This is a genomic window from Streptomyces otsuchiensis (genome assembly GCF_004305975.1).
Classification (GTDB): domain Bacteria; phylum Actinomycetota; class Actinomycetes; order Streptomycetales; family Streptomycetaceae; genus Streptomyces; species Streptomyces otsuchiensis.
In genome coordinates this window covers 1-18,719 of record NZ_BHZI01000109.1, presented here as the reverse complement: position 1 = coordinate 18,719, position 18,719 = coordinate 1, and the positions used below count along the sequence as shown (strand labels likewise).

Here is an 18,719-nt window from a genome sequence, read left to right as displayed (position 1 = left end):
TCTTCGACCCCTACCGCGCCTTCCGGCCCCGGCCCGCCGCGTTCTTCGCGCTGCCCGTCGTCCGTCGGCCCCCGCCGAGCACGGTGACGATGCCGGGCGCGGGCCGACGGACGACGGGCAGCGCGAAGAACGCGGCGGGCCGGGGCCGGAAGGCGCGGTAGGTGTCGAAGAGGAGCGGTCCGTAGAGGCCGGAGCCGGCGGCGACCTCGGTGACGGCCGGTTCGGCGGCGGTGCCCTCGACGCTGCCGGTGCCGCCGCCGTTGACGAACTCCAGGTCGGCGACGGACCGCACGGCGGCCACGGCGGTGGCGCGTCTCTCCCGCAGTTCGGCGGCGGAGGCCCGCTGCATCATCCGGACGGCGAGGCCCCGCAGGGCGGCGGCCGGCGCGTCGCCCACCCCGGCGATCTGTGACTCGTAGGCCATCATCCCGACCAGGCGCAGTCCGGGTCGGTCGGCGATCCGCCGGGCGAGGGCGAGGGCCTGGCCGGGGCTGTGCACCGGGGAGCGGCGGGCTCCGAGGTGGACCCGTCCGCCCAGCAGCCGGTAGGAGGCGTCGAGTTCGAGGCAGATCCGCAGCGGACGGGCCAGGTCGGGGCGGGCCGCGCCGTGCAGGAACTCCAGCTGCTCGGGCGAGTCGACCATCAGCGTGACGCGTTCGCGAAGGCGCTGGTCGGTGGCGAGCCGGCGCAGCGCGGCGCGGTCGGTGGTGGGGTAGCCGACGACGACGTCGGTGTGGTCCTCGGCGAGCCAGAGCGCCTCGGGGAGGGTGAACGCGAGGACGCCCCGGAAGCCGTCGCCGCGGAGCGTGTCGGCGAGGAGGTGGCGGCAGCGCAGCGACTTGCTGGCGACGCGGATCGGTTTGCCGAGGGAACGGCGTGCCAGCGAACGGGCGTTGGCGCGGTAGGCGTCGAGGTCGACGACGGCGAAGGGCGGTTCGAGGCCGGCGGTGGCCCGGGCGAGCCGGCCGAACCGGTCGTCGCCGGGTATGTGGGCACGGGCGGCGGTGCGGGTCTGGCTCATGGGGCCCCCTGGTCCGGCTGTGGTGGCGACCACGCTAGTGGGTCGGGCGTCCAGGTCAAGTGACCGAACGCGACCGGCCGGTGCTCCGCACGGCACGGTCCGCCCTCCCTGGCTCCGCCCGCCCGCTCTCCGCCCGCCTACACTCCGGGCTGCCGGGCCGCGCGGTCCGGGCGGCTCCCGCGCGGGGGCCGGCGCCCGGTGGCGACAGGAGGTGCGGGCGGTGTCCCGGATGAGGGCGGTGGACCGGCGGAGCGCGCTGGTCGAGGCGACGGTACGGCTGATGGTGCGCGACGGCGTCGGCGCGGTGACGACGCGGGCGGTCGTCGCAGAGGCCGGGATGACGCTGGGGGCCTTCCACTACTGCTTCGCCTCCAAGCGGGAGTTGCTGCGCGAGGTGACGGCGGTGGTGGTGGAGCGGGAGGTCGGCGCGGGGCTGGCGGAGGTCCGGCCGGGACGGGACGTGCGGGAGACGGCGGCGGAGGCCCTGCACGCGTTCCTGCGGGTGGTCCGGGAGCGTCCGGGCGAGCAGCAGGCGCTGCTGGAGCTGACGCAGTACGCGCTGCGGACCCCGGGCGAGGAGGGCCTCGCCCGGTCGCAGTACGAGACCTGCCGTGCGGCGGCGCTGCGGGTGGTGGAGTCGGTGGCGTCCGCGTCCGGCGTGGAGTGGAGGGTGCCGCCGCCGGTGGTGGCGCGGACGCTGGTCGGGATGCTGGACGGCCTGACGCTGGGGTGGCTCGCCGACCGTGACGACTCCGAGGCGGGACGGCAGGTGGAGGCGCTGGCGGACTGCCTGGCGGCCCTGGCCCGTCCGGCCGTGCGGGGACCGGGCGGTGAGGGCTGACGGTGCGGGGCGGCACGGGGCACGGCGGGTGACCGGCCGGAAGTCCGAGCTACTGGGTCGGTCGTCCCAGACGATTGACTTACTCCCCTGACGCGCCGACACTGACGAACCTCGGAGCGGGGCGACGGGAGGGGCGGGCCGATGACGGCTGCGGAGACGACCGGGTGGAGCAACTGGGCCGGTACGGCGAGCGCGTCTCCCCGCCGCACCGCGCGGCCACGCGATGTCGACGAACTGGTGTCGGTGGTGCGTGGCGCGGCGGACGAGGGGCTGACCGTCAAGGCGGTCGGCGCCGGGCACTCCTTCACCTCGATCGCCGCGACCGACGGCGTGCTGGTCCGGATGGACGGCCTGGACGCCCCGGTCCGGGTGGACGCCGCGCGCGGGCTGGTGACGGTGGAGGCCGGGATGCGGCTGAGCCGGCTCAACCAGGTACTGGACGCGCACGGGCTGGCGTTGACCAACCTCGGGGACATCGACGTCCAGACCGTCTCCGGCGCGATCTCCACCGGCACCCACGGCACCGGCCGTTCCTCGGGCTCCCTCGCCGAACAGGTGCACGCGCTGGAGCTGGTGACCGCGGACGGGCGGCTGCTGCGCTGCTCGGCGGAGGAACGCCCCGAGCTGTTCGCGGCGGCCCGGATCGGGCTCGGCGCGCTGGGCCTGATCAGCCGGGTGACGCTGCGCTGCGAACCGGCCTTCACGCTGCACGCGCTGGAGACACCGATGCCGCTGGACCGGGTGCTCGACGGCCTCGACCAACTGGTGTCGCAGAACGAGCACTTCGAGTTCTACTGGTTTCCGCACACGACCCGCACGCTGACCAAGCGCAACAACCGGCTGCCGGCCGGGGCCCGTTCGCGTCCGCTGCACCGGGTACGGGCGTGGCTGGACGACGAGTTCCTCTCCAACACCCTCTTCGAGGGCGTCAACCGCGTCGCCGCCGCCCGGCCTTCGCTGGTACCGGGGCTGAACGCGGTCAGCTGCCGGGCGTTGTCCTCCCGCGGCTACACCGCCCCGTCGCACCGGGTGTTCACCGCGCCCCGGCGGGTGGTCTTCCGCGAGACGGAGTACGCGGTACCGCGCGCGGCACTCCCGGAACTGCTGGCGGGGGTGCGGAGCTGGGTGGACCGCTCCGGGGAGCGGATCCCGTTCCCGGTGGAGGTGCGGTTCACTCCCGCCGACGATGTCTGGCTGTCCACCGCGTACGGCCGTGAGAGCGCCTATGTGGCGGTGCACCAGTACCACCGGCTGCCCTACGAGCGGTACTTCCGCGCCGTGGCGGGCATCGCCGACGCGCTGGGTGGCCGTCCGCACTGGGGAAAGCTGCACTGGCTGGACGCCGAGCGGTTGCGCGAACTCCATCCGCGCCTGGACGACTTCTGCCGGCTGCGCGCCGAACTCGACCCGGAGGGAAGGCTGTCCAATCCCTACCTGGACCGGGTGCTGGGCCCGGTGGGGCCCGGCACCCGGACGAATGGCGGGAGTTGAGCGGGACGGCCGGCCCGGCGGCGAGCGGGGTTCCGCTCCCGCAGGCCCACGGGCGGCGGCGGACGGCGCGGCGTCACGCCCAGAGCTGGCCCTGGAGCGCGGCGACGGCCTCCTCGGTGGTGGCGGCGGTGTAGATGCCGGTCGAGAGGTACTTCCAGCCGCCGTCGGCGACGACGAAGACGATGTCGGCGCTCTCGCCCGCCCGTTGGGCCTTGCGTCCGACGCCGAGCGCGGCGTGGAGCACGGCGCCGGTGGAGACGCCCGCGAAGACGCCCTCCTCCGCGAGGAGCTGGCGAGTGCGGGTGACGGCGTCGGTGGAGCCCACCGAGTAGCGGGTGGTGAGCACCGAGGCGTCGTAGAGCTCCGGCACGAAGCCCTCGTCGAGGTTGCGCAGTCCGTACACCAGGTCGTCGTACCGCGGTTCGGCGGCGACCACGCTGATGCCGGGGCGGTGCTCGCGCAGGTAGCGGCCGACGCCCATGAGGGTGCCGGTGGTGCCGAGTCCGGCGACGAAGTGGGTCACCGAGGGCAGGTCCGCGAGGATCTCGGGACCGGTGGTGGCGTAGTGGGCGCCGGCGTTGTCCGGGTTGCCGTACTGGTAGAGCATCACCCAGTCCGGGTGCTCCGCGGACAGCTCCTTGGCCACCCGGACGGCGGTGTTGGAGCCGCCGGCGGCCGGGGAGGAGATGATCTCCGCGCCCCACATGGCGAGGAGTTGCCGCCGTTCGGCGGAGGTGTTCTCCGGCATCACGCAGACGATGCGGTAGCCCTTGAGCTTGGCGGCCATGGCCAGCGAGATGCCGGTGTTGCCGCTGGTGGGCTCCAGGATGGTGCAGCCGGGGGTGAGCCGGCCGTCCTTCTCCGCCTGCTCGATCATGTGCAGCGCGGGGCGGTCCTTGATGGAGCCGGTGGGGTTGCGGTCCTCCAGCTTGGCCCAGATCCGCACGTCTTCGGACGGCGAGAGCCGCGGCAGCCGCACCAGTGGGGTGTTGCCGACCGCGGCCAGCGGCGAGTCGAAGCGCATCAGCGCCGGCCGCCCGTGGCGTCCGGCGATCCCCCGGCGACGGCCGGGAGGATGGTGACGCTGTCGCCGTCGCTCAGCTTCGTCTCGATGCCGTCCAGGAAGCGGACATCCTCGTCGTTGAGGTAGACGTTGACGAATCGGCGCAGTTCCCCGCCGTCGACCAGCCGCTCGCGGATGCCGGGGTGGCGGGCCTCCAGGTCGGCGAAGAGGCCGGCCAGGGTGTCGGCCTGCCCGGGGACGGCCTTCTGGCCGTCGGTGTAGGTGCGGAGGATGGTCGGGATGCGGACCTCGATGGCCATGGGTGTGCTCCTGGGTGACGAGAGACAGGCGGGTCGGGGCGTGCGGACGCGGCGGGCAGGTCATGCCCGCGCGGCGGCGCGGCGCGTACACATGGCGCTCGCGAGGCGGCACAGATCGACGTGCAGCCGTGCGACGAGCGGGGTGCTCGGCGGCTCGGAACTCACGTCGTGGTCAACCATGGGCTCATCGTATCGATTCCCGGCCCCGAAACCCGAGGGTTGTTTCGGGATGCGGACGCTTCCGTCTCACCATCCGAACCGAGGGGCACGGAGGGGTCAGTCCTCGTAGGCGGGGACGACCCGGACCTCCTCCTCGGTGACCTCGCCGTCGACGATCCGGTAGGAGCGGAACGACACGGGCCCGTCGCCGTTGCCGCACTCGGCGGTGGAGACCAGCACGTAGTGCGCGCCGGGCTCGCTCGCCAGGGAGATGTCGGTGCGCGAGGGGTAGGCCTCGGTGGCGGTGTGCGAGTGGTAGACGACCACGGGCTCCTCGTCCCGGTCGTCCATCTCCCGGTAGAGCCGCAGCAGGTCGGCGGAGTCGAACTCGTAGAACGTGGGCGAGCGGGCCGCGTTCAGCATCGGGACGAACCGCTCGGGACGGCCCGACCCCTCGGGGCCGGCGATGACTCCGCACGCCTCGTCGGGGTGGTCCCGGCGGGCGTGGGCCACGATCTCGTCGTGCAGCTGCTGGGTGATGGTGAGCATGGCGGCCAGAATAGGCGAGAAGGCGCCGACATCAGCCGTGCGGCCCACGCCCCCGGAGGGGACGCGGGCCGCACCGGCCTCACGGGGCGCTCAAGGAAGCGCCGCCGGGGTGGGACATATCAGGCGGAGACGCGGGCCTTCTGGCCGAAGTCGTCACCCTCCGCGGCCTCGGCCGCCTCGATCTCCTCCTCGGTCTCCCCCGCGTCGCGGCGGCGGACGTACTCCAGGACCTTGTTCAGCTCGCGCTTGATCACCGGCATCAGGAAGTAGAGGCCGATGATGTTGAACAGGGCCGCCAGGAAGAGGAAGGCGTCCGTCATGCCGACGACCTGGTCGAGGGCCATGACCGCTCCGATGACGATCATGGAGCAGAAGATCAGCTTGTAGATCAGGTCGCTGATCTGGCTCTTCCCGAACAGGTACTGCCAGGACTTCTGCCCGTAGTAGCTCCAGGTGATGAGCGTGGAGAAGGCGAACAGGATCACCGCGGCGACCAGGAAGCCGGTGAACCACGGAAGGGCGGTCTCGAAGGCGTCCCGCGTCAGCAGGATGCCGGTGCCGGTGCCGGACACGGAACCGCCCTCGGCAACCGTCTCCCGGGCCTCCTGGTACATCGGGCCGTTCACCACGATGATCGTGAGGGCGGTCATGGTGCAGACGATCACCGTGTCGAAGAACGGCTCGAGCAGAGCCACCAGGCCCTCGGTCGCGGGACGCTTGGTCTTGACGGCCGAGTGCGCGATCGGCGCGGAGCCGATGCCCGCCTCGTTGGAGAACGCCGCGCGCTGGAATCCGACGATCAGCGCACCGAGGATACCGCCGGCCACACCGCTGGGGTTGAACGCCTCGGTGAAGATGGTGGAGAACGCGGACGGGACGGACGTGATGTTCATCAGGATGATCACGGCACAGGCCGCCACGTACATGACGCCCATGGCGGGCACGACGACCGAGGTGAGCCGGCCGATGTACTTGATGCCGCCCATGAGCACGAAGAAGACGACCACGGCGAAGAACAGACCGTAGGCGAGCGCACCCGCGTTGGAGTCGAAGAAGCCTCCGAGTTCGGCACCGAGGATGCTGGCCGACTGGTTGGACTGGAAGACGTTGCCGCCGAAGAAGGCGAAGACCAGGATCATCACCGGCGTGAGGGCGGCCAGAACCATACCCAGCTTGGGGCGGCCGATCTCGGCCAGGCCCTTGCGCAGGTACTGCATCGGGCCACCGGAGACGGTGCCGTCCTCGTGGATCTCCCGGTACTTCACACCGAGTGTGCACTCGGCGAACTTGGTCGCCATGCCGAGCAGGCCGCAGACGATCATCCAGAAGACGGCGCCGGGGCCACCGATGGAGATGGCGATGGCGACACCGGCGATGTTGCCCAGACCCACGGTTCCCGACAACGCGGAGGTGAGGGCCTGGAAGTGCGACACCTCACCCGGCGCGTCCTTCTGTTCGTACTTGCCCCGCACCAGGCGCAGCGAGGTGCGGACGTGCCGCACCTGTACGAACCCGAAGTAGACGGTGAAGATCGCTCCCGCCACGGCGAGCCAGAGGACGATGGGCATGATGTCGGCGCCGCCGACGTTGAAGCTGAAGAACACGATGTCCTGGAGCGTGGTGGAGACCGGTTCAACGATCTCGTCCACCTGACCGGAGAACCGGTCGGCCCATGTCTCGGTCTCTTCTTCCATGAATAACCTCTGCGTGATCGCTACGGGACATCTGGACCGGCACCGTTCGGCAGGCCGGCGATCCGACGAAGCTTCGCGCAGGACGATCCCGTCACGCGCGAATTCATCGGATGTGCGTTCCTATCACGCAGCAGGATATGCAGATGTGATTGGCATCACACAATCTGATAACGGTCCGGGCAGCGGCGCACCTGAAACGGGCAGGAAGCGGGCAGAAAACAGGCAGGATCGACGCATGGATACACACTGGGTGACCGGGATCGGGTCGATGTATACGGAACGCGACTGGCTCGACGACAGGCCCGGGCCACCTCGGGGCACGGCCCTACCGCTCGCATTCACACCGGCAGAGCTCGCGGAACACCGAGACCCGCCGCCACGTGCAGTACAGGAGTGTTAATCGATAACACCCCTGATTAGGTCATGAGTGTTTCCACCAAAGACTCCTGAAGGCCACCGAGCCAGAGATACGCGAGCGCCATCGGCTTCACCGGATCGTCGTCCGGGAGAGCGAACAGCCGGTCGGTCGCATCGTCGTCCGCGATCGCCAGCCGGGTGCCGATCGCCAGCCGCAGGTCGTTGAGCGTCACCAGCCAGCGCTGCGACTCCTCGGGTCCGAGCCGCAGCTCGGCGGTGTCGCCCACGCCGCTCGCCCCACCCGCCGGGTCGGCGAGGGAATCCAGGTCACGGATGACGGCGACACCGTTCTCACGCTTGTGGGCCCGCAGGTCATGCTCGGTGAAGCGGCGGAACTCCGCCGCCCGCTCCGCCGCCTCCGCCGCCTCCGCGCCCTCCGGACCACCGGGGCCGCCGTAGGCGTCGGGGAAGAGCCGGGCGAGTACCGGATCAGCGGGCGGCTCACTGGGCCCCTCCGCGAAGAGCGCGTCGAGGGGGTCGGCCGCTTCACCCTCGCCGGGACCGGGGCCGATCAGCTCCAGCAGCTGCGTGGTGAGGCTACGCAGGATGGAGATCTCGGCGCGGTCCAGGGTGATCACCGCTCCGCCGCGCCCGCCGCCCGCAGGCCTGAAGTACCCCGACATCAGCGGTCCTGCTGGAGGGTGGCCCACAGGCCGTAGCCGTGCATCGCCTGTACGTCGCGTTCCATCTCCTCGCGACTGCCACTGGAGACCACGGCGCGGCCCTTCTGATGGACGTCGAGCATCAACTTCTTCGCCTTCTCCTTGGAGTACCCGAAGTACGCCTGGAACACGTACGTCACATAGCTCATGAGGTTCACCGGGTCGTTGTGGACCAGGGTGATCCACGGGACGTCCGGGTTCGGCACCTCCACGGGGGCCTGTTCGGACTCGGTGCGCTCGATCTCCAGAGGGATGGCACTCACGGCGTCTTCAACGCTCACTTTCGCTCGGCTGACCGCTGCCCACTGTCCCATGCTGCCATCGCCCACCCCGCAGCGCCCGGAGCACGGCCGGCCCCGGTGACAGCGGAGCGACGGAGGCGCAAGCCGGGCGCCGGCCGGGCACGGCACCACACCCGGAACCACTAATCGTCAGATTGACGATATTGAGCTATGCTCGTCGTATGGACAGCACCAGCGCCGCACCCCATCCCCACCAGGTGGACGTGCCCTCGACGGCGCTCTTCACCGACCACTACGAACTCACGATGATCCAGGCGGCGCTGCGGGCCGGCACCGCACACCGCCGCTCGGTCTTCGAGGCGTTCACCCGACGGCTCCCGGAAGGCCGCCGCTACGGCGTCGTCGCCGGTACCGGACGCGTCCTGGACGCCATCGAGAACTTCCGTTTCGAGCCGGCCATGCTGGAGTACCTGCGCGCCAACCGGGTCGTCGACGAACGGACCGTCGACTGGCTGGCCGGTTACCGCTTCACCGGCGACGTCCACGGCTACCCCGAGGGCGAGGTGTACTTCCCCGGCTCCCCCGTCCTGCGGGTGGCGGGCGGCTTCGCCGAGTGCGTCCTGCTGGAGACGGTCATCCTGTCCGTCCTCAACCACGACTCCGCGGTGGCCGCCGCCGCCTCCCGGATGGCGGTCGCCGCCGGGGAGCGCCCGCTGATCGAGATGGGCGCGCGCCGCACCCACGAGCTGGCCGCCGTCGCCGCCTCCCGCGCCGCCTACGTCGGCGGGTTCGACTCCACCTCCAACCTGGCCGCCGGATACCGCTGGGGCATCCCGACCGTCGGCACCAGCGCCCACGCCTTCACCCTGCTGCACGACACCGAGACCGACGCCTTCCGCGCCCAGGTCGACTCGCTGGGCACCGGCACCACGCTGCTCGTCGACACCTACGACGTCACCGAGGCGGTACGGATCGCGGTGGAGACCGCCGGCCCGGAGCTGGGGGCGGTGCGGATCGACTCCGGCGACCTGCTGCTCGTCGCCCACCGCGTCCGCCGCCAGCTCGACGAGCTCGGGGCGCACCGCACCCGGATCGTGGTCACCAGCGATCTGGACGAGTACGCCATCGCCTCGCTCGCCGCGGCACCGGTGGACGCCTACGGCGTCGGCACCCAGCTGGTCACCGGCAGCGGTCACCCGACCTGCTCGATGGTCTACAAGCTGGTGGCCCGCGCCACCGGCGAGGACCCGGCGGCGCCGCTGGAGCCGGTGGCCAAGCGGTCCACCGGAGGCAAGACCTCCATCGGCGGCACCAAGTGGGCGGCCCGGCCCCTGGACGGCAGCGGCGTACCGGAGGCCGAGCTGATCGGCACCGGCCCCGTCCCGGCCGAGCTCTCCGGGCGGCTGCTCCAGACCGAACTGGTCCGCGGGGGCCACGTCGTCGGCCGCGAACCGCTCTCGGCCGCCCGCGAGCGCCATGTGGCCGCCCGCGCGCGCCTGCCGCTGTCCGCCACCCAGCTCTCCCGGGGCGAACCGGTGCTGGCCACCGAGTACCGCTGAGCCGCCGACGCCGTCGGCCACCGCCGAAGGGGCGCACGGGCGCACACCGACGTGCCCCGGCGCACCGTGCCGGGCGCGGTCCACCGGGCCTTCCGGCGCCGGCGCGGCCGTCCGAGGCCCTGTCTGACAAATCCCACCTGGCCCGCGGCGCCTGGCACGGCATCTCGCCACGTTGGAGCCTCGCGCGAGTACGACGGGTACAAGCTGCGACGCTCCGCCTTGCGATCCACCGCACCAGACACCGCAGGCCTTGCCGGCGCCATCTGCCAGACAGGGCCTAGGCTCGGAGACACGCGGGCACCCCGGGCGTCCCGCGAGAACCGGCGGCCCCCACCCCCCACAGCCGGCGACCCACAGCCGGTGCCGCACAACCAGGCCCCACGCTCCGGAACCCCCACAGCCCGGAACGTCCGTCACCACTGCCCGAAGGGGTGTTCCCGATGCGTCGCGCACTCATCGTCGTCGATGTGCAGAACGACTTCTGCGAGGGCGGAAGCCTCGCCGTCACCGGCGGCGCCGACATCGCCGCCGCCGTCACCGATCTGATCGGCGCCGCCGATACCGGTTACGACCACGTGGTCGCCACCCGGGACATGCACATATCCCCCGGCGCCCACTTCTCCGACACCCCCGACTTCGTCGACTCCTGGCCGCGCCACTGCGTGGCCGGGACCGAGGGGGTCGGGTTCCACCCGAACTTCGCCCCCGCCGTCACCTCCGGCGCGGTCGAGGCGTGCTTCGACAAGGGCGCCTACTCCGCGGCCTACAGCGGCTTCGAGGGCGCCGACGAGAGCGGCGTGACGCTCACCGACTGGCTGCGCGCACGCTCGGTGACCGCCGTCGACGTGGTCGGGATCGCGACCGACCACTGCGTGCGCGCCACGGCGCTGGACGCCGCCCGGGAGGGCTTCGCCACCCGCGTCCTGCTGGGGCTGACGGCGGGCGTCGCCCGGCCCACGGTCGACCGGGCGCTGGAGGAGATGGGCGAGGCCGGGGTGGAGCTTACCGGGCGGCCGGTGGTCGCCGGCTGAGGCGGTCAGCCCGGCCGGTCAGCCAGCCCGCCCGGTCAGCCCGCCCGGTCAGTCGCCGTCCCGCACGCTCAGGCCGAGCGCAGCCCCGGGCGACGCAGCGCGGTCATCGGCCGCCAGCGCTCGATCGCGCAGTCCGGGTTGATGCGCCACAGCACGCCCTCGGGGTGGTGCAGCACGGCGGTGATCTCGTCCGGCGTGGGCGGGGACGCGTTGCCCCGCAGGTAGACGGAGCGCAGCCCGAGGTTGCGCAGTCTGGTCAGGGCCCGGGCCCGGTTCTGGGCGTGTACCAGCACCCGCATCCGGCCCGGCCCCTCCGGCCTGGGCAGCGACATCGCCACCACCACGCTGCTGTCCGGCAGCCGCACGAAGCCCCCGTCAGCCATGGGAACGCACCTGTTCCGCACTCACCCTGTGTACTCCTTCACTGTCCCTGCGTTCTTCGACGCCTCTCGCTGTCGGGCCCTGACCCGGGCGGCCGCCCGGTTCCCCGCAGGACCCTGCCGGGGCCGGCCGCACCCGCTCCGGCGTGGCCCCGTCCGGGCACTCAGGGCCCGGCCCGGACGGACGCGATCCTGGCGGGAGTCGCGTGTCCGGTCACCGGCCATCCTGACGCGAACGGCCGCCGCCCGCTAGGGGCGGCGGCCGATTCACCTTCTGACCTGCGGTTTTCCCGGAGCCTCACGGAGCGCCCCGGGCGCGTCACACTCCGGCGTCAGCGGGAGGGCGACACCAGGACGGAGATCGCGCCGTCGAACGGCAGCTCCGTCAGCACGGTGATCCGGGTGTTGGTGTCGGGGACCTGGACGCTGTTGCCCGGGTTCTCCTCGTACCAGTACGTGCCGCGGCGGTCGTCGAAGACGGGGTTGCCGGGCTTGGCGCGGAGCGTCGTCGGCACGCCGTTCTGGTGGATGGTGAGGCGTTCGGTCGGCTTCCAGCTGAACGTGGCGTCCCGGCTCTGGAAGCGGTTCCGCATCACGGTGCCGTCGGCCCAACGGTCGGGCTTGGCGTGGGCGTCGACCGGGAGGATCAGCCCCTGGCCGGGGTGCGAGCTGGTGTTGTTGTCGGTCTGCGAGGTGTCCCACAGCCACACGAGCATGCCGGTCTGGAAGGAGAAGTGCTCGACCCAGTCCGGACGGGTGTTGAGGAAGCCGAAGTTGTACGGGCCGCGCTCCAGGGTGCGGTCGTAGCCCGTGTACTGGCGGTTCTCGACGATGTAGAACTGCTCGTGCGAGGAGGTGATGGACTCGCCGATCAGGCTGAAGCCCTTGACCGCCCAGTCGCCCTCGCCGTTCTCGGCGTCGTCCTCGAACACCGCCTCGCCGTCGGCGGTCACGGTGATCTCGTCGGCGGTGAAGCCGGTGTCGGCCACGGCGACGTCGGTGAGGTAGCGGAAGCGCAGTTCGACGGTGTCGCCGGCGAACTCGTCCAGCGGGTAGACGAGGGCGGCGTGGCCGTCGGACGCGCCGTGCAGCGCGGGACGGTCGGCGCCGTCGCGGGGCACGGAGTCGCCGTCGGCGGTGCCGTCGAGCGCGGTCCACTGGCCGGCTCCCCCGGCGCGGGCCTCGACGTAGAGGAAGTCGTAGTCCTCCTCGATCTGCCACCAGCCCGTGAGTTCCAGCGAGGCGGTGGTGGCGCCGGTGAGGTCGACCTCACGGGTGAGGGTGTTCTCCAGGCTGTTGCCGGAGCCGCTGTACCACTGGAGGTCGCCCTGGGCCGGAGCGACGATCTCGTTGGTGACCTCCTTCTCCGGCAGTTCGACGATCAGCGCCTGACGGCCCTTCAGTGCGCTGTTGCGGCCCTCGGGGTACTCCAGGCCCGCCGAGCCGATCCGGTGGACCGAGGTCTTGGCGGCCTTCGCGGTGGTGTAGTCCAGCCAGCCGAGCTGCAGCTTCTCCCAGGCGCCCATCTCGTTGGGCAGCGCGCCGATGGTGCCGTCGCCGAGGCCGAGCCAGGAGCCGGAGGACATCGCCGACCAGAAGGTGGTGCCGTTCTCGCCACCCGCCGTGTCGTAGAGGTCAGGCAGGCCCAGGTCGTGGGCGAACTCGTGCGCGAAGACGCCCACTCCGCCGTTCTCCGGCTGGATGGTGTAGTCGCCGACCCAGTAGTCGGTCTCACCGATGCGGGTTCCGCCGGCGAGGTTGCCCTCGGGGCCGGCCTGGCCGGCGAGGTCGTAGAAGGCGAACCAGCGGTGTGCCCAGATCGCGTCGTCGCCCTGGGCGCCTCCGCCGGCGGAGGCGTCCTCGCCGGCGTGCACGATCTGGAAGTGGTCGATGTAGCCGTCGGGCTCGTTGAAGTCGCCGTTGCCGTTGTAGTCGTAGCGGTCCTTGATGTCGTACTCCGACAGGATCGCCTCGACCTCCTCGTGGCTCAGGCCGCGCGCGAGCTGGTCCTCGTACCAGGCGTCGACGCCGTCGGAGACGACCTCCCACACCGAGCGGCAGACGTTGGAGCCGCAGGCGCTGTTGCCGTACCGGGCCTCGTTGTAGTCGACCTTGACCCAGTCGGTGACGTGGCCCTCGATGGAGTACCGGCCGGAGGACTGGTTCTCGAAGTACTTCTTGACCGACTCCTGGTCCGGGTCGTCACCGAAGTAGAGGTCCTCGAAGTGCGCCTGGCTGAAGTCGGACTGCCAGATGGTGGTGTTGTCGACCGACCGGTCGGGCTCCTCGATCTGGTTGGCGAGCGGCCCGGGGTCCCCGCCGTACTCCGGGTGGATCTCGTCACCGAACTCCACGAGGATGGTGAAGATCCGGTCGGTGCCGGTCGTCGCCACCTCGGCGAACTGGCCGTCGCTCAGCTCGACGACCTCGGAGCCGTTCTGGCTGCGGGGCCGGGCCTGGCCGGTGATGAGCTGGGAGTGCGCCTCCTGCTTGAGAGCCACCCGCTTCTCGCCGAGGGGATTCTCCAGGTGGTCCGCGTGGTCGGCCATGCGGGGCGCCGCCGTCGTGGGCGCGCCGTCCTCGGCGTCGACCGTGGGTACCGCGTGCGCCGCGCCCGCGGTACCGAGCAGCGTCGCGCCCAGCGCGATGACTCCCGCGCCCGCGATGACACGTGACGATCTTTTGGATCTGAGACTTCTGTTCACTTTGAGGCAGTCCTCCTGCTCATGCAGTCACGTTGCAGGAAGGAATCTGACACATCATGACCATAAAAAGACAGAGCACGCACGGAAACGAAGAAGATGGCTCCCCTTCGTTGCGATATCTCCCCCGCACACCGTGCGCCGCTCGCGGATGATTCCGTGCGCCCCCTCGTGCAACCGCATATGAACCGGGCGGGGCTTACCCTGTAGTGCGGCCGGGCATCGACGCCGGTAGGGCTGCTCCCGTGAGTCAGGGGCAGTCGTCGAGCACTCTCCCCCGAGGACGGACTCCGCCATGCCGCATCCGACCCCCCTACAGATCGCCGCAGGTTCGGCAACCGTCGTCTCCGCGACCCTGTTACTGCTGCTGCTCGAACCCGAGGCATCGCCCCTTCTCACGGCCGCCTTCGCCGTCGTCGCCCTGACCCTGGGCGTCGCCGTCTCCGTGGCGTTCCGGCCGCGACGGGTGCCTCCCCCCGATCCCGTCGCCGTTCCCCCGCAGCGCGCCGCCGAGCCGAGTCCGCTCGGCACGATCCACACTCCCCACCCCGCTCACAGCGTTCATTCGGCACACACCTCGAGGCCGGAAGTCAGAGTCTGACTTCCGGCCTCGTCGCTGTCCGAACGGTATTACCGCAACGTCCGGGCTGCTTCCGCTTCATGAACGCTTTTGCGGATTCATGATCGAATATGGTGCGCACTCGGCACCACCTCGATCCGTAAGCGGCGTGCGGTGGATGGGGCGGCTGTGACCGGAGTATTCACGGTGCCGGAGGTAAAAGGAGTGACCGCCGGGACGCGGAGTGCGCCCCGGACCGGGTGAGCGCGCCGGCCCGCCCGGCGACCGCGCGCGCCACCCGGTTCCGGGGACGGCCACACCCTCGCCCTCACCCGGAACCGGTGGGCGGGCGGCCTCAACGGGCCGCGACCACCACCGTCTTGGCGCCCTTGTCGTGCAGACACTGCCGGTACGGCTTGTCCCAGGTGCAGAAGAGCACGTTGACCAGCCAGAACAGGAAGCCCAGGCACGGCACCAGCTGCGGCAGGGAGTAGATCGCCGCGCGCGTCCACCCCGGGTTCCCCGCCGGGGTGTTGCCGCTGTCGAGCATCCCCACCCGGATCTTCATCGCCATCTTGCCGACGGTCTGGCCGCGCCGCGTCAGCATCATGCCCTCGTAGACGAAGTACACGATGAGGAAGACCGCCTGCTGGAGGTAGGAACGGCCGTCCGTGGCGTCGTCGTAACCGGAGGAGAAGGTCCCCGTGAGGATGCCGAGCAGGACGAAGACCGGGATTCCCACCAGCAGCGAGTCGATGACGCGGGCCAGCAGCCGTCGCGGCAGCGAGGCCAGCGGCGGCATGCCCGCCAGCGGGTCGGGCGCACCGTACGGTCCCCCCTGCGCGCCGGTCCCGTAGCCGCCGGGGGGCGGCGGGGCGTTCTGGTAGCCGCCACCGCCGGACGGGGGCGGGGCGTTGTAGCCGCCGCCGGGCGGCGGACTGCCGTAGCCGCCACCGGGCGGCGGCGGCCCTTCGTGGCCCCCGGGCCGGTCCCCGCCCGGGAGCGGGCCGGCGGGAGGCTGCTGTCCCGGAAGGTCTGAACCCGGCCGCTCGTCGCCGAACCCGGGCTGCGGCTGCTGATTACTCATGACCCGAGTGCACCCCGGGGCGGCGGGCGCCGCATCCGGCAGGCGCCCGAACGGGGTACGCACCGGGCGGGACACCGGCCGCGGCAGCTTCGTCGCACGGCCAGTGCGCCCCGGCCGTGCGCCCGGCCCGTCCGTCAGTGGCGGACGCTCACGGCGGACGCCTACGGCAGCCGCGCCGGACCCGGCGTCAGTCCCCGGAGCTCACCGAGGCGACGAAGGTGCCGGCGGCCTTGTCGTGCCAGCACTGACGCCACGGGCGGTCCCACAGGCACCACACCACGTTCAGCACGCCGACGACCGCCACCCACAGCAGGCTGTGCAGCAGCCAGCGGCTGAGTGCCGCCCCGGCGCCCGGCTTGTCGTGACTGGCCATGGTCGCCAGCCGCAGCCCCAGCGCGGCCTTGCCCGGGCTGCGTCCCCACAGCACCGTGGGCAGCGCCTCGAACAGCAGCCCGGCGAGCAGGAACACCCCCACGACCAGGCCGAGGTAGACCGCCGTGGTGCCGTCGAGCAGCCACACCGTCTCGGTGACCCCCGCCTGTTCGACGGCCTCGATCTTGCCGCGGACGTGGTCACGCGCCCGGTCCACCAGGGGCAGCGCCATCGCCACCGCCGCGCCGAGCGGCAGCAGCGAGTCGATCAGCCGGGCGAGCAGACGCCGGCCGAGACCGGCCGGATACGCCTGTCCCGCTCCGCCGAACGCGGTGTCCCACGGCGCGGTCGGCCGCAGGACCAGCCCCGCCTCGGTCAGCGGGGACATCTGCGGGGCGCCCAGTACCCCCGACTGCGTCAGCGGGGAGGACTGGCCCTGCGGTCCGGGCCCACCGGCGACCGGGCCCTGGCCGGGCAGCGGATGAGCCGGGGAGGCGTGCGCCGGCTGTGGGACGTGCGGCTGGAGAGGCCCGGGCAACGGGTGCGCCGGAGAGGAGTGCGCGGGCTGTGCGGGCGGCTGGACCGGGCCCTGCCCGGGCAGCGGATATCCGGGGGAGGGGTAGCCCGGCGAGGGGTGCCCGGGCTGCTCCGGAAGTGGGTGTGCCGGGGAGGCGTGCGCCGGCTGCTGGACGTGCGGAGCGGTCCGGGCCTGCGGTGCGGCGTGCTGCTGCTGCTGCTGCTGCTGCTCGTACGGACGCGGCTGCTGCGAAGCCGGTTGCGCCGGGTGGCCTGCCGCCGGCAACGGGTGCGCAGGGGAGGGGTGTTCGGGCTGTGCCTGCGGTGTCGGCCGCACCGGCCCCTGCTGCGAGGGCACCGCAGCCGCCCGGTCCGCCGGCTCACCGGTCCGCTCCTGACCGGCGAGGTCGCGGACCTGCCGCGCCCAGGAGCCACCGCCGGGCAGGTCGACGCGCCGGATGCCCATCGTCTGGTCGCGCATCTCGGGGTCGTGCTCCGGGTCGGGTCCGGCCGCCGGGGAGGCAGCGGCCGGAGCCTGACGGAACGGTGTCCGGGGGTCCGCCGGGGCGCCGGGGACGGGTGTCCGGCCCGCGCCGTCGCGGCCGATGGCCGCCACCGGGGAGGTGGAGACATCGTCGTCGGGCGACCAGACGGGCGCGCTCTCTCGACGCGTCGCGCCCGCGCGGCTGCGCAGTTCGGGCAGCGCGCCGGGGCCGCTGCCGGATGCTCCGGCGGCCGGAGCCGTGCGGTCGCCGTCCGCCTGGCGCGGTACGGCGGCCTCGTCGGCAGCCGCGCCGGTCACTTCCGCGTCCGCCGGCTGCGGGTCCTGGTCGAAGTAGCGCGGGCCGCTCTCGGAGGCCCCGGCGTCCGGGCCGGAACCACCGGGGTGCTCCTCGCCGGTCCGACCGCGCTCGCCGCCGTCGGAGACCGGGTCGGCACCCGGTGTGCCGCCGTCGTCGGCCGGCGCCGGGTCGCGCCGCGCCGACGCGGGGTCACGTTCCGCGCGGGCCGGGGTGTGGTCTTCGGCCGCCGTCCCCGCACGCTCGGCCGAGGAGGCCGAGGATGACGAGGGCAAGGACGACGCGGAAGCGGCGGAGACCGGTGACGGCGTCACGCCGCGCGCTACCGGGTGCTCGGGAACCGCCTCGCCGGGCCGCGGCTCGGGGCGGCTGGTGCCCGACACCCATCCGGAGCCGTTCCAGTAGCGGATGTAGCCCGGAATCGACGGGTCCGGGTACCAGTTGGGCTCCGGGCTGCCGCCGGTGCCTCCTACGGGTGGGGAGCTCATGGGCGGGTCCGACTCTCCTCGTCCGTGCTCTGGGCTGTCCGCGTGTGCTGGCTTGGCGCCTGGCTACGCATCGTACGTCGCCGGTGCGTCGGCCCGGTATCGCGGATCGGGCTCGCGCGGGCCTTTCAGGACGGTAACGAGCGGGCCGTGCCCGGTGTGGCGCACCCCCACCCGTTCGCCGCCGAAATTTCTTCGCTAACCCGCGTCACGATCGGCGCTCCGCCGCCTCTCACCCATAGGAGCCACCCAACCCGACCGAAGGGGCGCGCTATGCACACCACCACTGTCCAACGAGAGCTGGAGCTCGAACTGGTGCTGTCACCGGAGCGCTCCCTCCCGGTACCGGCCCGTCTGGTCTACCGGTCCGACGACCCGTACGCCGTCCATGTGACCTTCCATGTGGGCTCCCAGGCACCCGTGCACTGGACCTTCGCCCGGGAGCTGATGGTGGAGGGCTGCTTCCGTCCCGCCGGCCACGGCGACGTGCGGGTGTGGCCGACCGTGGCGGAGGGGAGCGCCGTCGTCTGCCTGGCGCTGAGTTCGCCGGACGGTGACGCGCTGCTCCAGGCGCCGTCGGTTCCGGTGTCGGCCTGGCTGGAGCGCACGCTGCGGGCGGTGCCGCCGGGCGCGGAGCGGGAGCGGCTCGGTCTGGACGAGGAGCTGGAGTGCCTGCTGGCACCGGCGCCGGGCGACGACCTCTATCTGCGCGACCCCTGGCCGTCGGACGAGTCCGGGGAGGGCGTCGCCTGAGCTTGTTTTTTATCTACCAAGATCTTCCGGGTTTGCCGATGGCCTTGAGGGTCTTGGGGCGTTTGACGGTCTTGCC

General features: G+C 72.0%; 16 protein-coding genes and 1 pseudogene. 5 read left to right on the top strand and 12 right to left on the bottom strand.

Annotated elements, in window-relative coordinates:
- Window positions 1-46: 46 nt before the first annotated feature.
- Window positions 47-1,021, bottom strand: a pseudogene (locus E0D90_RS12580) (alanine racemase); the annotation flags it as partial.
- 229 nt (window positions 1,022-1,250) lie between these two features.
- On the opposite strand from E0D90_RS12580, the gene E0D90_RS12575 reads away from it, so the two are divergent.
- Window positions 1,251-1,862, top strand: coding sequence for a TetR/AcrR family transcriptional regulator (locus E0D90_RS12575; protein WP_227870178.1), 612 nt, complete (start codon window positions 1,251-1,253; stop codon window positions 1,860-1,862).
- A 141-nt stretch (window positions 1,863-2,003) separates the two neighbouring features.
- A complete protein-coding gene (locus E0D90_RS12570) occupies window positions 2,004-3,353 on the top strand; it encodes a D-arabinono-1,4-lactone oxidase (RefSeq protein ID WP_130798050.1) in 1,350 nt (449 codons plus the stop codon).
- Between the two features lie 73 nt (window positions 3,354-3,426).
- On the opposite strand, the gene E0D90_RS12565 is transcribed toward E0D90_RS12570, so the two are convergent.
- From E0D90_RS12565 to clpS, 7 genes are all read right to left on the bottom strand, one after another.
- Window positions 3,427-4,377, bottom strand: a complete 951-nt coding sequence (locus tag E0D90_RS12565; protein WP_103504000.1) for a PLP-dependent cysteine synthase family protein — start codon at window positions 4,375-4,377, stop codon at window positions 3,427-3,429.
- Complete coding sequence (locus tag E0D90_RS12560) at window positions 4,377-4,676, bottom strand: MoaD/ThiS family protein (protein ID WP_103503999.1); 300 nt, start codon at window positions 4,674-4,676, stop codon at window positions 4,377-4,379. Before E0D90_RS12560 ends, E0D90_RS12565 begins: the two co-directional genes overlap by 1 nt.
- A 60-nt stretch (window positions 4,677-4,736) precedes the next feature.
- Window positions 4,737-4,856 (bottom strand): putative leader peptide, encoded by a 120-nt coding sequence (locus E0D90_RS28485; RefSeq protein WP_369008425.1) that lies wholly within the window; start codon window positions 4,854-4,856, stop codon window positions 4,737-4,739.
- Between the two features lie 96 nt (window positions 4,857-4,952).
- Window positions 4,953-5,384, bottom strand: a complete 432-nt coding sequence (locus E0D90_RS12555) for a M67 family metallopeptidase (RefSeq protein ID WP_130798048.1) — start codon at window positions 5,382-5,384, stop codon at window positions 4,953-4,955.
- A 119-nt stretch (window positions 5,385-5,503) separates the two neighbouring features.
- Window positions 5,504-7,078, bottom strand: a complete 1,575-nt coding sequence (locus tag E0D90_RS12550) for an alanine/glycine:cation symporter family protein (protein ID WP_130798046.1) — start codon at window positions 7,076-7,078, stop codon at window positions 5,504-5,506.
- 416 nt (window positions 7,079-7,494) lie between these two features.
- Entirely contained in the window at window positions 7,495-8,118 is a 624-nt protein-coding gene (locus E0D90_RS12545; protein WP_130798044.1) for a DUF2017 domain-containing protein, read from the bottom strand.
- Window positions 8,118-8,471, bottom strand: a complete 354-nt coding sequence (clpS, locus tag E0D90_RS12540; RefSeq protein ID WP_103503995.1) for an ATP-dependent Clp protease adapter ClpS — start codon at window positions 8,469-8,471, stop codon at window positions 8,118-8,120. Before clpS ends, E0D90_RS12545 begins: the two co-directional genes overlap by 1 nt.
- 149 nt (window positions 8,472-8,620) lie before the next feature.
- Here clpS and E0D90_RS12535 point away from each other — a divergent pair, with 149 nt between their 5' ends.
- Both E0D90_RS12535 and E0D90_RS12530 read left to right on the top strand, forming a co-directional pair.
- Window positions 8,621-9,958, top strand: coding sequence for a nicotinate phosphoribosyltransferase (locus E0D90_RS12535; RefSeq protein ID WP_130798042.1), 1,338 nt, complete (start codon window positions 8,621-8,623; stop codon window positions 9,956-9,958).
- A gap of 440 nt (window positions 9,959-10,398) precedes the next feature.
- On the top strand, window positions 10,399-10,989 hold the full coding sequence (locus E0D90_RS12530; RefSeq protein WP_130798040.1) for an isochorismatase family protein: 591 nt from the start codon (window positions 10,399-10,401) through the stop codon (window positions 10,987-10,989).
- Between the two features lie 68 nt (window positions 10,990-11,057).
- On the opposite strand, the gene E0D90_RS12525 is transcribed toward E0D90_RS12530, so the two are convergent.
- The 4 genes from E0D90_RS12525 to E0D90_RS12510 all read right to left on the bottom strand — a co-directional run bounded on the left by E0D90_RS12525 (window position 11,058) and on the right by E0D90_RS12510 (window position 17,893).
- On the bottom strand, window positions 11,058-11,372 hold the full coding sequence (locus E0D90_RS12525) for a hypothetical protein (RefSeq protein WP_103503992.1): 315 nt from the start codon (window positions 11,370-11,372) through the stop codon (window positions 11,058-11,060).
- Between the two features lie 329 nt (window positions 11,373-11,701).
- Window positions 11,702-14,074 carry an immune inhibitor A domain-containing protein gene (locus E0D90_RS12520; protein WP_307721140.1) on the bottom strand — a complete coding sequence of 791 codons (2,373 nt, stop codon included), beginning with the start codon at window positions 14,072-14,074 and terminating at the stop codon, window positions 11,702-11,704.
- A gap of 911 nt (window positions 14,075-14,985) precedes the next feature.
- On the bottom strand, window positions 14,986-15,717 hold the full coding sequence (locus E0D90_RS12515; RefSeq protein ID WP_130798038.1) for an RDD family protein: 732 nt from the start codon (window positions 15,715-15,717) through the stop codon (window positions 14,986-14,988).
- 187 nt (window positions 15,718-15,904) lie between these two features.
- Window positions 15,905-17,893, bottom strand: a complete 1,989-nt coding sequence (locus E0D90_RS12510; RefSeq protein WP_130798036.1) for an RDD family protein — start codon at window positions 17,891-17,893, stop codon at window positions 15,905-15,907.
- Between the two features lie 270 nt (window positions 17,894-18,163).
- On the opposite strand from E0D90_RS12510, the gene E0D90_RS12505 reads away from it, so the two are divergent.
- Window positions 18,164-18,643, top strand: a complete 480-nt coding sequence (locus E0D90_RS12505) for an SsgA family sporulation/cell division regulator (RefSeq protein WP_130798034.1) — start codon at window positions 18,164-18,166, stop codon at window positions 18,641-18,643.
- Window positions 18,644-18,719 lie beyond the last annotated feature (76 nt).

What these genes read in the sequence shown, in the direction of transcription:
- E0D90_RS12575 (WP_227870178.1), top strand. Translation starts at nt 1,251, where the DNA reads ATGAGGGCGGTGGACCGGCGGAGCGCGCTGGTCGAGGCGACGGTACGG.
- E0D90_RS12570 (WP_130798050.1), top strand. Translation starts at nt 2,004, where the DNA reads ATGACGGCTGCGGAGACGACCGGGTGGAGCAACTGGGCCGGTACGGCG.
- E0D90_RS12565 (WP_103504000.1), bottom strand. Translation starts at nt 4,377, where the DNA reads ATGCGCTTCGACTCGCCGCTGGCCGCGGTCGGCAACACCCCACTGGTG.
- E0D90_RS12560 (WP_103503999.1), bottom strand. Translation starts at nt 4,676, where the DNA reads ATGGCCATCGAGGTCCGCATCCCGACCATCCTCCGCACCTACACCGAC.
- E0D90_RS28485 (WP_369008425.1), bottom strand. Translation starts at nt 4,856, where the DNA reads ATGGTTGACCACGACGTGAGTTCCGAGCCGCCGAGCACCCCGCTCGTC.
- E0D90_RS12555 (WP_130798048.1), bottom strand. Translation starts at nt 5,384, where the DNA reads ATGCTCACCATCACCCAGCAGCTGCACGACGAGATCGTGGCCCACGCC.
- E0D90_RS12550 (WP_130798046.1), bottom strand. Translation starts at nt 7,078, where the DNA reads ATGGAAGAAGAGACCGAGACATGGGCCGACCGGTTCTCCGGTCAGGTG.
- E0D90_RS12545 (WP_130798044.1), bottom strand. Translation starts at nt 8,118, where the DNA reads ATGTCGGGGTACTTCAGGCCTGCGGGCGGCGGGCGCGGCGGAGCGGTG.
- clpS (WP_103503995.1), bottom strand. Translation starts at nt 8,471, where the DNA reads ATGGGACAGTGGGCAGCGGTCAGCCGAGCGAAAGTGAGCGTTGAAGAC.
- E0D90_RS12535 (WP_130798042.1), top strand. Translation starts at nt 8,621, where the DNA reads ATGGACAGCACCAGCGCCGCACCCCATCCCCACCAGGTGGACGTGCCC.
- E0D90_RS12530 (WP_130798040.1), top strand. Translation starts at nt 10,399, where the DNA reads ATGCGTCGCGCACTCATCGTCGTCGATGTGCAGAACGACTTCTGCGAG.
- E0D90_RS12525 (WP_103503992.1), bottom strand. Translation starts at nt 11,372, where the DNA reads ATGGCTGACGGGGGCTTCGTGCGGCTGCCGGACAGCAGCGTGGTGGTG.
- E0D90_RS12515 (WP_130798038.1), bottom strand. Translation starts at nt 15,717, where the DNA reads ATGAGTAATCAGCAGCCGCAGCCCGGGTTCGGCGACGAGCGGCCGGGT.
- E0D90_RS12510 (WP_130798036.1), bottom strand. Translation starts at nt 17,893, where the DNA reads ATGAGCTCCCCACCCGTAGGAGGCACCGGCGGCAGCCCGGAGCCCAAC.
- E0D90_RS12505 (WP_130798034.1), top strand. Translation starts at nt 18,164, where the DNA reads ATGCACACCACCACTGTCCAACGAGAGCTGGAGCTCGAACTGGTGCTG.